This is a genomic window from Piscinibacter sp. XHJ-5 (assembly GCF_029855045.1).
GTDB lineage: Bacteria > Pseudomonadota > Gammaproteobacteria > Burkholderiales > Burkholderiaceae_C > Albitalea.
The window spans coordinates 1,728,025-1,741,089 of the sequence record NZ_CP123228.1 but is presented as its reverse complement, the minus strand read 5'-3'; the positions used below and the strand labels follow the sequence as shown (position 1 = coordinate 1,741,089).

Sequence of the window (13,065 nt, the reverse complement as noted above, 5' to 3'; positions counted from 1 at the left end):
CTTTCAACCCAACGACCTCAGCGCCCGTAAGGGCCCCATACCGGCTCGCGCACGTCGGCGGTGGTGGACACCAGGCGCGCTTTGATCTTGCCATCCAGGGTGGTGGTCATCAAGACGTCACGCCCCCCGGCGCGGGTCGCGTAGATGATGAGCCGGCCGTTGGGCGCGAAGCTGGGGCTCTCGTCGTCGCTGGTGTCGGTCAGCGCCAATGGCGAGCCGCTGCCTCCGGCGTCCATCGTGTACAGCCGGAAGGCATTGCCTTGGCGCGAGATGTAGGCGAGCGTGCGGCCGTCGGGGCTGATGGCCGGGCTGATGTTGTAGCTGCCCGAGAAGGTGACGCGCTCGGCAGCGCCGCCGGCGGCCGGCATGCGATAGACCTGCGGGCTGCCGCCGCGGTCGCTCACGAAGTACAGCAGGCGGCCGTCGGGCGAGAACGCAGGCTCGGTGTCGATCGCCGACGTGTTGGTGATGCGCCTGAGGCCTTCGCCGGCGCGGTTCATCACGTAGAGCTGCGAGCCGCCCTCGCGCGACAGCGTGAGCGCGAGCGTCTGGCCGTCGGGTGACCACGCCGGGGCGCTGTTGGAGCCGCGGAAGTTGGCAATCGCGCGGCGCTTGCCCGATGCCACTTCCTGCGTGTAGACGACGGCCTTCTGACTCTCGAAGGACACGTACGCCAGCTCCTTGCCATCGGGCGACCACGCCGGCGAGATGATCGGCTCGGGGCTGTTGAGCGCAACCTGCCCGCCTTCGCCGTCGGCATCGGCCACGCGCAGCGTAAAGCGGCTGCCGCCCTTGGTCACGTAGGCGATGCGGGTGGAGAACACGCCCTTCTCGCCCGTCAGCTTCTCGTGGATGTAGTCGGCGATGCGGTGCGCCGCGAGCCTCAGGTCGGCCTGATCGACCGCGTTGCTCTGGCCGCCGAGTTCGACGCCCTTGACCACGTCCCACAGCTTGAAGCGCACGTCGAAGCGGCCGTCGGCGAGCCGCATCACCGAGCCGCCGGCGAGCGCATCGGTGGCGCGGCCGCGCCATTCGCTCATCGACGGCTGCGTGGTCTCGTCGAGCACGGCCGGCGCGTCGATGATGCGGAACAGCCCGCTGCGCTCGAGGTCGGCGCGCACGATGGCGGAGATCGACTGGTTGCTGCGCTCTTCGTCGCGGAACTTGGCGATCGCGATGGGCACCTGGGTGGCGCCGACCCCGGAGATCTCAACCCGGAACTGCGCCCAGGCGGGGGTGGCAAGGAGCACGCCGGCAGTGGCGGAGAACTGTCGTCGATTGAGCATGGATTGTCATGACCCCGTTTTGGCCGGTTGGTTCACCGCGCCGGAGCGCGCCAGCAGGCCCATCTTCAGATAACGGTAGTACGTGCCTTCGGCCACATACACCGCCAACACCAACCCCAGACGTCCATCGAGAAAACCCCGACGCAGCAGATAGCAGCGGATGAAGGCCCACAGCCCGTGCGACAACGCCGACGCCAGGCCGCCCTGCCGGCCTGCGCGCACCTTGTCGAGTGCGCGCCCGCTGCTGTAGCGGTTCATCTTGTCGATGGCGTTCTCGAGGGTCGGCATGCTGTCGTGCAGCAATTCGCCTTCGAGCCGGCCGATCGGACCGTCGATGAGCAGGCGCTCATGCACCAGATCGTCGGAGAAGCGGCCGGTGCCGCGGCGGAACAGCCGCAGCACGCGATCGGGGTACCAGTCGCCGTGGCGCATCCACTGGCCGCAGAAGCTGGACAGCCGCGACAGCTCGTAGCCTACCGCGCCGCGGGGGGCGCCCTGCGAGGAAGCGTGTGGTTCTTGTCCGGATGTGACGTCCGCGACGACCCGCAGGATGTTCGCGGCGAGCTGTTCGCTCACACGCTCGTCGGCGTCGATGCTGAGCACCCAGCGCCCCTGCGCCTGCGCGAGCGCGCGGTTCTTCTGCACCCCGAAGCCGGGCCAGTCGCTCGTGGTCGTCACCCGTGCACCGCAGCGCTCGGCGATCTCACGCGTGCCGTCGTCGCTGCTGGAGTCGACGACGATCCATTCGTCGGCGAACCCCACCGACTGCAGGCATGCGGCGATGTTGTGCGCTTCGTTGCGGGTGATGAGGATGACCGAGAGGTTCAAGGCGGGCGGGTCGGGGCGACGGGCAGGCGATTGTAGGCAGGCACCGATAATGCCGGCCCATGACATCCGAGGTCGTGCCGTTGAAGGTGCGGTTGGCCCGCATCGCTCCGTTCTTTCGCAGCAGCCACTGGGGCTTCGTGCTCGCCGCCGCCGGCACCATCATTGCCTCGGCCACCGAGCCGATGGTGCCGGCGCTGCTGCGCCTGTTGCTGGACCGCGGCTTCAGTGCCGGCAAGCTCTCGCTGTGGCTGGTGCCCGTGTCGGTGATCGGCCTGTTCGCCATCCGCGGACTCGCCGGCTTCCTTGCGCAGTACGGCCTCTCGTGGTCGGCCAACCGGGGCATCCAGAAGCTGCGCGGGGCGCTGTTCGCCCGGCTGCTCGAGGCCGAGCCGCTGCTGTTCACGCGCAACTCGGCGAGCAGCCTGATCAATACCGTGACCTACGAAGTGCAGACCGGCACCACGCTGCTCGTCAATGCCATGCTGTCGCTGGTGCGTGACTCCCTGACCCTGCTCGCGCTGCTGGTCTACCTGCTGTACCTCAACTGGCAGCTCACCCTGTTCGTCGCCGTGCTCTTCCCGCTGGTCGCCTTCGTGATGCGGGTGGTGAGCCGACGCCTGCACCGGCTGACGATCCAGACGCAGAACGCCACCGACCAGCTCGCGTACGTCGTCGAGGAGAACGTGCTGGCCTGGCGAATCGTGCGACTGCACGCCGCTGCGCCGTCGCAGATCGGACGTTTCGGCAAGGTCAGCGAAGTGCTGCGGCGGCTGTCGCTGAAATCGACCGTCGCCGCTTCCACCACGACGCCTTTGACGCAGGTGCTTGCGGCCTGCGCGCTGTCGGCGGTGATCGTCGTCGCGCTGTGGCAGAGCCGCAGCGGCGGCTCGACGGTGGGCGACTTCGTCGGCTTCGTCACCGCCATGCTGATGCTGGTGACGCCCATCAAGCACCTGTCCGAGGTGTCGGGGCCGATCACCCGCGGCCTGGCCGCGCTGGACCGCGGCATGAGCATGCTGGACCACGCGCCGCCCGAAGCGGGCGGCGGGCACGATCCGGGCCGCGCCGAGGGACGCATCGAACTGCGCGACGTGTCCCTGCGCTATCGCGACGACCAGCCGGCGGCGCTGGACCACGTGAGCCTCGACATCCGCGCCGGCGAAACGGTCGCGCTGGTCGGGCCCTCGGGCTCGGGCAAGTCGACGCTGGTGAACCTGCTGCCGCGCTTCCTGGATCCCGTCTCCGGCAGCGTGCTGCTCGACGGCGTCGCGCTGGCCGAATGGGACATCCGCGCGCTGCGCCAGCAGTTCGCGCTGGTCAGCCAGGACGTGGTGCTGTTCAACGACACGGTCGCGGCCAATGTCTGCCTGGGTGCCGAAATGGACCGGGAGCGCGTGCTCGCCGCCCTGGCCAGCGCCAACCTGCGCGACTTCGTCGAGAAGCTGCCCCAGGGGCTCGACACGCCCGTGGGGCACAACGGCAGCCAGCTGTCCGGCGGACAACGCCAGCGGCTGGCGATCGCCCGCGCGGTGTACAAGGACGCGCCCATCCTCATCCTCGACGAGGCCACATCGGCGCTCGACAGCGAGAGCGAGCGCCTGGTGCAGACGGCGCTGGAGCGACTGATGGCGGGCCGCACGTCGATCGTCATCGCGCACCGCTTGTCGACCATCGAGGCGGCCGACCGCGTCATCGTGCTCGAGCACGGCCGCGTGCTCGAGCAAGGCACGCACGGCGAGCTGCTCGCGCGCGGCGGCCTCTTCGCGCGCCTGCACTCGCTGCAGTTCAACACCTGACACACCGAAAGGCCGATGCCATGCCGCACCCGATCAGCCGATTCCCCGTACCGACGCTCGAAGCGCTGCCCGACGACCTGCGCGAGCGCATCCTCGCCGTGCAGGAGAAGGCCGGATTCGTGCCGAACATCTTTTTGGCACTGGCTCACCGGCCGGACGAGTTCCGCGCCTTCTTCGCCTACCACGATGCGCTGCTGCTGCGCGAATCGGGCCTGTCCAAGGGCGAGAAGGAAATGATCATCGTGGCCACCAGCGGAGCCAACCGCTGCCTGTACTGCGTTGTCGCGCACGGGGCCATCCTTCGCATCTACGAGAAGAGCCCGCTGATCGCCGACCAGCTCGCGACCAACCCGATGAAGGCCGACATCACGCCACGCCAGAAGGCGATGCTCGCCTTCGCGCTCAAGGTCTGCAGCGATGCGCAGAACGTCGGCGAGTCCGATTACGCGGCGCTGCACGCCCACGGGTTCACCGACGAGGACATCTGGGACATCGGCGCGATCACGGCGCTGTTCGGCTTGTCCAACCGCATGGCCAACCTGGTCTCGCTGCGGCCCAACGACGAGTTCTACCTGCTCGGGCGCGTGCCCAAGGCGGCCCGTTGAGACGCGAAGGCATGAACTACCGCGTCGTCATCCCCGTGCTCAACCAGCTGCGGTACACGCAGCAGTGCGTCGACAGCCTGCTGGCATCGGGCACGCCGGCCTCGGCGCTGCTCGTCATCGACAACGGCAGCTCCGACGAAACACCGCGCTGGCTCGCTTCGCGGCCCGAGATCCCCGCCATCCGCAACCGCGTCAACCTGGGATGCGGCGGCGCATGGGCCCAGGGCGCACTGCACGACGAGAGCGACTGGGTGGTGCTGCTGAACAACGACGTCGTCGTGTGCCCGAATGCGATGGACGATCTGTTCGCCGCCGCCGACCGGCACGGCCTGGACGTCGTGAGCCCGGCGCTGATCGAGGGGCCGCTCGACTACGACTTCGTCCAGCATGCGCAGAAGTTCCGCGAGGCGATGCGCGGGAGCTTGCGCCGCGGCTGGTTCCACGGCGTCTGCTTCGCGGTGCGCCGCCGAGTGTTCGAAGCGATCGGCTTTCCCGATACCGACCGCCAGCTCGGCGGGCGCGAGGACGTGGAGTACCTGATCCGCTGCCTGCGCCACGATGTGCCGGTGGGCACCGTCGGCGATGTGGTGCTGCACCACTTCGGCTCGATCACGCAGAAGGCCATGAAGCTCGAAAGCGGCCAGGACGACCTCGGCGATCGCGCGCACTTCTACAGCAAGGTCGGCATGGGCTGGCTGGCGCGCAAGCGCTTCAAGTCGGAGCGCAAGCGGCAGGCGCGCGAGTGGGTCGCGCAGGAGCGCGCGGCGCACGGCTATGCGATGCACATGCTGCGCAAGAATGGCCAGTGGACCGACGCGCTGTACCTGTGAGCTGCCCATGACCGACATCCCCTACTCCGTGCATCCGCTGTCCGACGTACAAACCACCGAGATCGGCGCCGGCACGCGCATATGGCAGTACGTCGTCGTGCTGCCCGGCGCCCGGATCGGGCGCGAGTGCAACATCTGCTCGCATTGCTTCATCGAGAGCGAGGTATCCATCGGCGACCGCGTCACCATCAAGAGCGGCGTGCAGGTCTGGAACGGGATCACGCTGGAGGACGGCGTCATGGTCGGACCCAACGTCAGCTTCACCAACGACCGTCATCCGCGCAGCGGCAACCGCGGGTTCAGGCTGGAGCGCACCGTCGTGGCCCGCGACGCATCGATAGGCGCCGGCGCCGTGCTCCTGCCCGGGCTGCGCATCGGTGCGGGCGCCACCGTCGGAGCCGGAGCGGTGGTGACCCGCGACGTGCCGGACGGCGCCACCGTCGTCGGCAACCCGGCGCGCATCATCGGAGAGGCGCAGCCATGAGCCTGGCCGAATGCCGAATCGTCGACCTGCCGAAGATCGCTGATCCACGCGGCAACCTGACCTTCATCGAAGGCCGGCGGCACGTGCCGTTCGACATCGCCCGCGTGTACTACTTGTACGACGTGCCCGGCGGCTCCGAGCGCGGGGGCCACGCCCACAAGGCGCTGCACCAGCTCATCGTCGCCATGTCGGGCAGCTTCGACGTCGTCCTCGACGATGGCCGCGGCGGCAAGCAGCGCTTTCATCTCAACCGCTCGTATCACGGGCTGTACGTGTGCCCCATGATCTGGCGCGAGCTGGACAACTTCTCCTCGGGCTCGGTCTGCATGGTGCTGGCCTCCAACGTCTACGACGAGGCCGACTACTACCGTGACTACGGCGAGTACCAGCTGGCGCTCGCGCGTCCCCACGCATGAGCAGGACGCTGGACCTCGGCTGCGGCGACATTCCGCGCAACCCCTTCCACGCCGACGAGCTTTTCGGCGTCGACGTGCGCGACAACCTGGCGGGCAACATCAAGAGCGCCGACCTCGTCATCGAGCCGATCCCGTTCGGTGACGAGAGCTTCGACTACCTCACCGCCTACGACTTCATCGAGCACGTGCCGCGGATCATCTACGCGCCCCAGCGGCGGCACGCCTTCATCGAGGTGATGAACGAGATCCACCGCGTGCTCAAGCCGGGCGGGCTGTTCCTCTCGCACACCCCGGCGTATCCGCACGGCGTGGCCTTTCGCGACCCGACGCACGTCAACATCATCACCGAAGAGACCTTCCCGTTCTACTTCGACGACCAGGTCCGCTGGGGGTCGATCTACGGGTTCAAGGGCGCCTTCAGGCTTCGCCATCAGGAGTGGCGCGGGCCGCACCTCATCACCGTGATGCAGAAAGTGGCGGCGCCCGACAGCCCGGCCGCCCAACCCGGCGCCGCTGCCCGCATCAGCGTCTTCATTCCGGTCCACAACGGAGAGAAGCATCTGGCGCAGACCCTCGATTCGGTGCTGGCGCAGACCCATGCCGACTTCGAGGTGCTTTGCATCGACGATGCCTCCACCGATGGCAGCGCGCAGATACTGGCGCGGTATGCGGCACGCGATCCACGCATTCGCGTCGTCACCACGCCGGTCAACCTGGGATCGGCACCGCGGGCGCTCAACCACGCGCTGGGCCTGATGACGGGCGGTTACTTCGTCTATTCCTCGCAGGACGATTCGTTCTCGTCCGACTGGCTGGCCCGCATGCATGCCCGTGCGCAGGAGACCGGCGCCGATGCGGTGATTCCGGAGGTCGTGCTGCACCACGAGGACGCCCCCGCGAAGAACCGCTCGCTGGTGGGCCTGGCGGGCGATGCCGATGCGATCGTCTCGGGGCGCGAGGCGTGCCTGCAATCGCTGAGCTGGTCCATTCCCGGCAACGCGCTGTGGAACGCCGGCCTGGTACGCCGGCTGGGCTTCGAGGATTTCAGCCTCAACAGCGACGAGTATTCCGTGCGCCGCTTCTTCCTCGAATGCAGACAGGTGGCCTTCAGCGGTGGTCGCTTCCTGTACCGTCAGGACAATCCCGATGCGGTGACGCGGCGCTTCGACGCCGGCCGCTTCGACTGGCCGTACACGCAGCTGCGGCTCGCGCAGCTGCTGCAGGAATACGGCTTCGCGCACGAGGTCGTGCGCAAGGAGATCGACGGCGCGGTGTCGGCCATGGCAAGCCTGCGGCGCAAGCTCGATGAACACCGGGCGAGCTGGACGGCAAGCGAGCTGGCGCGCGCCGAGGCGGCGATCGCACGCTTCGAGCAGCGCCTCTCGCTGCAGCAGGTGCTGGACCCGCCGCGCAGGATGGAGCGTCGCGTGGCCCGATGGAAGAACTCGCTGCGCAAGCTCCCCACCAAGCTCGGACTTCGCCGACCATGATCGAATTCCTCAACCTGCGGCGCGTGAATGCGCCGCACGAAGCCGCTCTCCAGGCCGCACAGCAGCGCGTGCTGCGCTCGGGCTGGTACATCCTCGGCGAGGAGACCGCCGCATTCGAAGCCGATTTCGCCCGCTACTGCGGCACGCGCCACTGCATCGGCGTGGCCAATGGCCTCGACGCGCTGGTGCTCATCCTGCGGGCCCTGGGCATAGGCGCCGGCGACGAGGTCATCGTCCCGGCCAACACCTTCATCGCCACCTGGCTGGCGGTGTGCCAGGTGGGCGCGCAACCGGTGCCCGTCGATCCACGACCCGACACCGGCAACCTCGACCCTGCCCGCCTCGCCGCCGCACTCACCCCTCGCACGCGCGCCGTGATGCCGGTGCACCTGTACGGCCAGACCGCGGAGATGGAGCCGATCGCCACGTTCGCGCGGCAGCACGGCCTCTACGTCGTCGAGGATGCCGCGCAGGCGCACGGCGCCCGCTATCGCGGGGCGCGCGCCGGCGCGCTCGGCGTGGCCGCGGGGTTCAGTTTCTACCCGGGAAAGAATCTCGGCGCACTGGGCGACGGCGGCGCCATCACCACCGACGACGACGAGCTCGCCTCGCGCCTGCGTGCGCTGCGCAACTACGGCTCGCGCAAGAAGTACGTGCACGAATTCATCGGCGTCAACTCGCGCCTGGACGAGCTGCAGTCGGCGATGCTGCGCGTGAAGCTGCCTGCGCTGGATGCCGAGAACGCGGTTCGCGCGCAGCTCGCCGCGCGCTATCTGCGCGGGCTGGAAGACGTCGCGGTGGAGCTTCCCGCCACCGCGGAGCATTGCGAGCCGGTGTGGCACCTCTTCGTCGTGCGTGTCGACGAGCGCGAACGCGTGCAGCGGGAGCTTGCGGCACGCGGCATTGCAACGCTGATCCACTATCCCGCCGCCTGCCACCGCCAGCAGGCCTTCGCCGAGCGGCCATGGCCGGCGCTGCCGGTGAGCGAGGCGCTGGCCGGGCGCGTGCTGAGCCTGCCCATCAGCCCCGTGCACACGCCGGCGGAGATCGACGCTGTCATCGCCGCGCTGGCCGAGATCGTGGGCCCCCGCCGGAGCGGGTCGGCATGACGCCGCGAATCACGCTGGCGGTGCTGGCCTATCGGCAGGCGGCCTTCATCGACGACGCCGTGAAGAGCGCACTCGCGCAGACCGGCGAGCCCATCGAGATCCTGCTGTCGGACGACGCATCGCCGGACAGCACGCACGAGCAGATGCGCTCGCTGGCGACCGGGTACGCGGGACCGCACGAGGTCGTCGTGCGCCGAAATCCCGCCAACCTCGGCATCGGGGCCCACTTCAACGAAGTGGTGCGCGCGGCCCGCGGCGAGCTCATCGTGATGATGGCGGGCGACGACCTGTCGCTGCCCGATCGGGTGGCGCGTGTCGCCGCGGCCTGGGATGCTTCGCAGCAGCGGCTCGACCTCATCGCGAGTCACCTGATCGACATGGACCACGAAGGCCGCGATGTCGGCATCGTCGAGGTGGACGATCTGGCGCAGTGGCGCTCGCTCCAGGACTGGGCGCAGCATCGGCCCTACATCGTCGGCGCGGCCCACGCGTTCACGCGCCGCACCTTCCAGCGCTTCGGGCCATTGGGTCCCAAGGTCGCGCACGAGGACCAGGTCAACTTGCTGCGCGCGTTGTGCGGCGGCGGGGCCGCCACACTGCCGGTGCCGCTCGTTCGCTATCGCCAGGGCGGCGTGTCCGACCGCATGCGCGCCTTCACGGCCGAGCACTTCGTTGCCCGCATGCGGCGCTCCAATGCCACGCACGTCGCGCTGCATGAGCAGTGGCTGGCGGACGCGCGAAGCGTGGGCGAGGAAGCACTGGTCGAGAACGCCATCCGGCGCGAATACGGGCGCGAACTCTTCCTGCAGGCGCTGCTGGCGGCACCCGATCTCACCGGTCGCTGGCGCGCCACGCGCCGCCATCGCGACGTGGCGCTCGGCTGGCGGCTGCGCAAGTTCGCCTCGCTGGGCATGCCGGCGGTGGCTGCCCGCATCCGGGCGATGCAGGCCGCATCGAGGACGATGCGACACGGCGAAGGCCGCTGACAGTCAGCGGGCTGGCGGGTGCGCGCCCTGTCCCAGGGCCGCTCGTGCTTCGGCGAGCACCCGCTGCGGGTCCATCGTCTCCAGGCACTCGCTGCGGCTGTCGTTGTGTCGGTCGCACCCCGCGCCATTGCAGGGCACGCACGACGGCGTGCCCTGCAGCAGGATCACCTTGCCGCTGCGCTGCGACAAGGCCCGCTGCCGATACGGCAGCTCCAGCGGCCCGCGGCCGGGCCACGGCCCCCAGACGCGAGGGTCGATGGGCCCGTACAGCGCCACCACGGGCACGTCGCAGGCGGCGGCGAGGTGGGTCACCGAGGTGTCCGGCCCCACGTAGAGCGACGCGCCGCGCAGCAAGGTGGTGAGCTGCGCGAAATCGAGCAGGCCGGCGAGCGGCAGTATCTGCGCCTGCGCAGCCAGACGCGCGACCTCGGCGACCGCCTTGCGATCGGCTTCGGACGGCCCGCCGGTCAGCAGGACCTGGAAGCCGTCGCCGGCCAGGCCCCTGGCCAGCTCGGCGTAGTGCGGCAGCGGCCACTGCTTGTAGCGGACCAGCGAGGGCACCTGCAGCACGACGTAGGGCGCGCGCAGCTGCTCGGCCACGCCCGGCGGCACCTCGGCCCCGGCCGGCGCGACGACCTCGGCCTCGGCCGGATGCGTCCACGGTGAAAGCAGCTTCAGCTTGTCGATGACGACGTGAGTCTGGTTGCCTCGCAGCACGACGGCATGGTCGAGCAGCGCCCGCTTCCACCATGCACGGCCCTCGTCGGGCACCTGGCCGCTGCGCACACGCGCCGCGATCCAGCCGTACAGGTGCGCCCGGTCGCTGTGCTGGGCAACCAGCGAGAGGTCGTAGCGTCGCCACAGGCGCTGGATGAGCGCCTTGGACTGCATCCATCCGCTGCCGCCGGGCACCTCGATGAGCTCGTGCACATCGGGGTTGCCCTTCAGCATGCCGAGCGTGCCGGCGAAACCCAGCACGTCGATCTGCGCAGCGGGCCAGCGCCGCTTGGCGGCGCGGATCAGCGGGGTGGTCAGCAGCACGTCACCGATCTGCCGGGTGCAGATCACGAGGATGCGCCGGAACTCGGCGCGCGGGTCCAGGACCTTCACGGCACGCGCCTCACATCAGCACGATGTCGTATTGCTCCGGAGACCCCATCGCCTCGGCCTGCAGCGAGATCGGCTTGCCGATGAAGTCGGACAGGCCGGCCAGATGCTGGCTCTCCTCGTCGAGCAGCATCTCCACCACCGACGGCGCGGCGATGACGCGGAATTCCTTGGGGTTGAACTGCCTCGCCTCGCGCAGGATCTCGCGCAGGATGTCGTAGCAGACGCTGCGCGGCGTCTTCACCTGCCCCTTGCCTTCGCAGGTGGGACACGGCTCGCACAGCATGTGGGCCAGCGATTCACGTGTGCGCTTGCGCGTCATCTCGACCAGACCGAGCTGGGTGAAGCCGCTCACGGTGATCTTGGTCCGGTCGCGCGCGAGCTGCTTGCGGAATTCGGCGAGCACGGCGTTCTGGTGCTCTTCGCGCGTCATGTCGATGAAGTCGACGATGATGATGCCGCCGAGGTTGCGCAGCCGCAGCTGGCGCGCGATCGCTCCAGCCGCCTCCAGGTTGGTCTTGAAGATGGTGTCGTCGAAGTTTCGCGCGCCGACGTAGCCGCCGGTGTTGACGTCGATGGTCGTCAGCGCCTCGGTCTGGTCGATGATCAGGTAACCGCCCGACTTGAGATCGACGCGCCGCGCGAGGGCCTTGGTGATCTCCTCGTCGATGTTGTACAGGTCGAAGATCGGCCGCTCGCCCTTGTACAGCTCCAGCTTGCTCACCGACGTGGGCGTGAACTGCTCGCCGAAGGCCTTGAGCGCATCGAACTGCATCTTCGAGTCGATGCGGATGGATTGCGTGTCGTCGTGCGCGAGGTCTCGCAGCACGCGCTCGGTGAGGCTCAGGTCCTGGTGCAGCAGCGTTCCGGCGGGCGACTTGAAGCTGCGCTCGCGGATCGCGGCCCAGGTCTTGCGCAGGTAGGCGATGTCGTCGGCCAGCTCCGCATCGGTCGCTTCCTCGGCATTGGTGCGCAGGATGAAGCCGCCGCCTCCGCCGTCTTCGGACTTGCCCACCAGCGCCTGCATGCGCGTGCGAAGCTGCTCGCGCAGCTCGGGCGATCCGATCTTCTGCGAGATGCCGATGTGGTCGTCCTGCGGCAGGAACACGAGCAGCCGGCCGGCGATGCTGATCTGCGTGGACAGCCGGGCGCCCTTGGTGCCGATGGGATCCTTGATCACCTGCACCGTCAGCGTCTGCCCTTCGAAGACGAGGCGCTCGATCGGCGTCGGCGGCGCGGTGCCCGGCGCATGGTCGTTGCGCGGCGTGCCTCCGTTGGCATGAACGTCGGCCACGTGCAGGAAGGCCGCGCGTTCGAGTCCGATGTCGATGAAGGCCGATTGCATGCCGGGCAGCACCCTCGCGACGCGGCCAGCGTAGATGTTGCCGACCAGGCCGCGCTCGAGCGTTCGCTCGACGTGGAGCTCCTGCACGGCGCCATTCTCGACCACCGCCACGCGTGTTTCCTGAGGGGCCCAGTTGATGAGGATGTCTTGCATGGACGTTTGTCGTCGCGCTCAGAACCTGACGCGCGCTTGTCTCAGCAGTTGTGCCGTCTCGTACAAGGGCAAACCCATGATACCGGAGTAGCTGCCCTCGATATGCCGGATCCACGCGGCCGCGGCACTCTGTATGGCGTAGGCACCGGCCTTGCCGAAGGGCTCGCCGGTGGCGACATAGTGCGCGATGTCGCGCTCGCTCACGGCGTCGAACTGCACGCGCGAGATGTTGATCGCGAGCGCGTCCTGCCGGCCCCAGGCGACCGCCACCGCGGTGATGACGCGGTGCGTGCGGCCCGACAGCAAGGCCAGCGTGGCGTGTGCATCGGCAGCATCGGCCGGCTTGCCGAGCAGGCGGCGCCCCAGCGCAACGGTGGTGTCGGAGCACAGGATGGGCGCGGGCGGCAGGCCGCGCGCGGCGAGCCTGCGGCGCGCCGCCAACAGCTTGGCGCGAGTCACCCGCTCGACGTAGGCGACGGGCGCCTCGCCCCGGATCTCGGCCTCCAGCGCTTCGGCGTCCTCGTCGGGACCCGGCAGCAGCAGCTCGTGCCGTACGCCCAGCTGCTCCAGCAGCTGGCGCCGGCGCGGGCTCTGCGAGGCGAGATAGACGAAATCGTGGGCAGCGCTCAT

General features: G+C 68.9%; 13 protein-coding genes. 8 read left to right on the top strand and 5 right to left on the bottom strand.

Annotated features, from left to right (window positions below):
• Positions 1-17: 17 nt before the first annotated feature.
• Positions 18-1,286: a Tol-Pal system beta propeller repeat protein TolB gene (gene tolB / locus P7V53_RS08185; RefSeq protein ID WP_280154994.1), complete on the bottom strand. Its 1,269-nt coding sequence runs from the start codon at positions 1,284-1,286 to the stop codon at positions 18-20.
• A 6-nt stretch (positions 1,287-1,292) separates the two neighbouring features.
• A complete protein-coding gene (locus P7V53_RS08180; RefSeq protein ID WP_280154993.1) occupies positions 1,293-2,114 on the bottom strand; it encodes a glycosyltransferase family 2 protein in 822 nt (273 codons plus the stop codon).
• A gap of 59 nt (positions 2,115-2,173) precedes the next feature.
• Here P7V53_RS08180 and msbA point away from each other — a divergent pair, with 59 nt between their 5' ends.
• From msbA to P7V53_RS08140, 8 genes are read left to right on the top strand one after another with little or no spacing between them, the layout of a single operon-like run.
• Positions 2,174-3,910 carry a lipid A export permease/ATP-binding protein MsbA gene (gene msbA, locus P7V53_RS08175; RefSeq protein WP_280154992.1) on the top strand — a complete coding sequence of 579 codons (1,737 nt, stop codon included), beginning with the start codon at positions 2,174-2,176 and terminating at the stop codon, positions 3,908-3,910.
• Positions 3,911-3,930: 20 nt separating this feature from the next.
• Positions 3,931-4,515: a peroxidase-related enzyme gene (locus P7V53_RS08170; RefSeq protein WP_280154991.1), complete on the top strand. Its 585-nt coding sequence runs from the start codon at positions 3,931-3,933 to the stop codon at positions 4,513-4,515.
• Positions 4,512-5,345: a glycosyltransferase gene (locus P7V53_RS08165; RefSeq protein ID WP_280154990.1), complete on the top strand. Its 834-nt coding sequence runs from the start codon at positions 4,512-4,514 to the stop codon at positions 5,343-5,345. Before P7V53_RS08170 ends, P7V53_RS08165 begins: the two co-directional genes overlap by 4 nt.
• Positions 5,346-5,352: 7 nt before the next feature.
• Entirely contained in the window at positions 5,353-5,829 is a 477-nt protein-coding gene (locus tag P7V53_RS08160; RefSeq protein WP_280154989.1) for an N-acetyltransferase, read from the top strand.
• Positions 5,826-6,245, top strand: a complete 420-nt coding sequence (locus P7V53_RS08155; protein ID WP_280154988.1) for an FdtA/QdtA family cupin domain-containing protein — start codon at positions 5,826-5,828, stop codon at positions 6,243-6,245. Before P7V53_RS08160 ends, P7V53_RS08155 begins: the two co-directional genes overlap by 4 nt.
• Positions 6,242-7,735 (top strand): glycosyltransferase, encoded by a 1,494-nt coding sequence (locus P7V53_RS08150; RefSeq protein WP_280154987.1) that lies wholly within the window; start codon positions 6,242-6,244, stop codon positions 7,733-7,735. Before P7V53_RS08155 ends, P7V53_RS08150 begins: the two co-directional genes overlap by 4 nt.
• Positions 7,732-8,844 carry a DegT/DnrJ/EryC1/StrS family aminotransferase gene (locus P7V53_RS08145; protein ID WP_280154986.1) on the top strand — a complete coding sequence of 371 codons (1,113 nt, stop codon included), beginning with the start codon at positions 7,732-7,734 and terminating at the stop codon, positions 8,842-8,844. Before P7V53_RS08150 ends, P7V53_RS08145 begins: the two co-directional genes overlap by 4 nt.
• Positions 8,841-9,830 carry a glycosyltransferase gene (locus P7V53_RS08140; RefSeq protein WP_280154985.1) on the top strand — a complete coding sequence of 330 codons (990 nt, stop codon included), beginning with the start codon at positions 8,841-8,843 and terminating at the stop codon, positions 9,828-9,830. Before P7V53_RS08145 ends, P7V53_RS08140 begins: the two co-directional genes overlap by 4 nt.
• Before the next feature lie 3 nt (positions 9,831-9,833).
• Here the strand turns inward: P7V53_RS08140 and P7V53_RS08135 are convergent, their stop codons facing one another.
• From P7V53_RS08135 to P7V53_RS08125, 3 genes are read right to left on the bottom strand one after another with little or no spacing between them, the layout of a single operon-like run.
• Entirely contained in the window at positions 9,834-10,940 is a 1,107-nt protein-coding gene (locus tag P7V53_RS08135) for a glycosyltransferase family 9 protein (protein ID WP_280154984.1), read from the bottom strand.
• Positions 10,941-10,950: 10 nt separating this feature from the next.
• A complete protein-coding gene (gene rng, locus P7V53_RS08130) occupies positions 10,951-12,435 on the bottom strand; it encodes a ribonuclease G (RefSeq protein WP_280154983.1) in 1,485 nt (494 codons plus the stop codon).
• A gap of 18 nt (positions 12,436-12,453) precedes the next feature.
• A complete protein-coding gene (locus P7V53_RS08125) occupies positions 12,454-13,065 on the bottom strand; it encodes a Maf family protein (RefSeq protein ID WP_280154982.1) in 612 nt (203 codons plus the stop codon).

What these genes read in the sequence shown, in the direction of transcription:
- msbA (WP_280154992.1), top strand. Translation starts at nt 2,174, where the DNA reads ATGACATCCGAGGTCGTGCCGTTGAAGGTGCGGTTGGCCCGCATCGCT.
- P7V53_RS08150 (WP_280154987.1), top strand. Translation starts at nt 6,242, where the DNA reads ATGAGCAGGACGCTGGACCTCGGCTGCGGCGACATTCCGCGCAACCCC.
- rng (WP_280154983.1), bottom strand. Translation starts at nt 12,435, where the DNA reads ATGCAAGACATCCTCATCAACTGGGCCCCTCAGGAAACACGCGTGGCG.
- P7V53_RS08145 (WP_280154986.1), top strand. Translation starts at nt 7,732, where the DNA reads ATGATCGAATTCCTCAACCTGCGGCGCGTGAATGCGCCGCACGAAGCC.
- P7V53_RS08125 (WP_280154982.1), bottom strand. Translation starts at nt 13,065, where the DNA reads ATGAGCGCTGCCCACGATTTCGTCTATCTCGCCTCGCAGAGCCCGCGC.
- P7V53_RS08160 (WP_280154989.1), top strand. Translation starts at nt 5,353, where the DNA reads ATGACCGACATCCCCTACTCCGTGCATCCGCTGTCCGACGTACAAACC.
- P7V53_RS08170 (WP_280154991.1), top strand. Translation starts at nt 3,931, where the DNA reads ATGCCGCACCCGATCAGCCGATTCCCCGTACCGACGCTCGAAGCGCTG.
- tolB (WP_280154994.1), bottom strand. Translation starts at nt 1,286, where the DNA reads ATGCTCAATCGACGACAGTTCTCCGCCACTGCCGGCGTGCTCCTTGCC.
- P7V53_RS08155 (WP_280154988.1), top strand. Translation starts at nt 5,826, where the DNA reads ATGAGCCTGGCCGAATGCCGAATCGTCGACCTGCCGAAGATCGCTGAT.
- P7V53_RS08140 (WP_280154985.1), top strand. Translation starts at nt 8,841, where the DNA reads ATGACGCCGCGAATCACGCTGGCGGTGCTGGCCTATCGGCAGGCGGCC.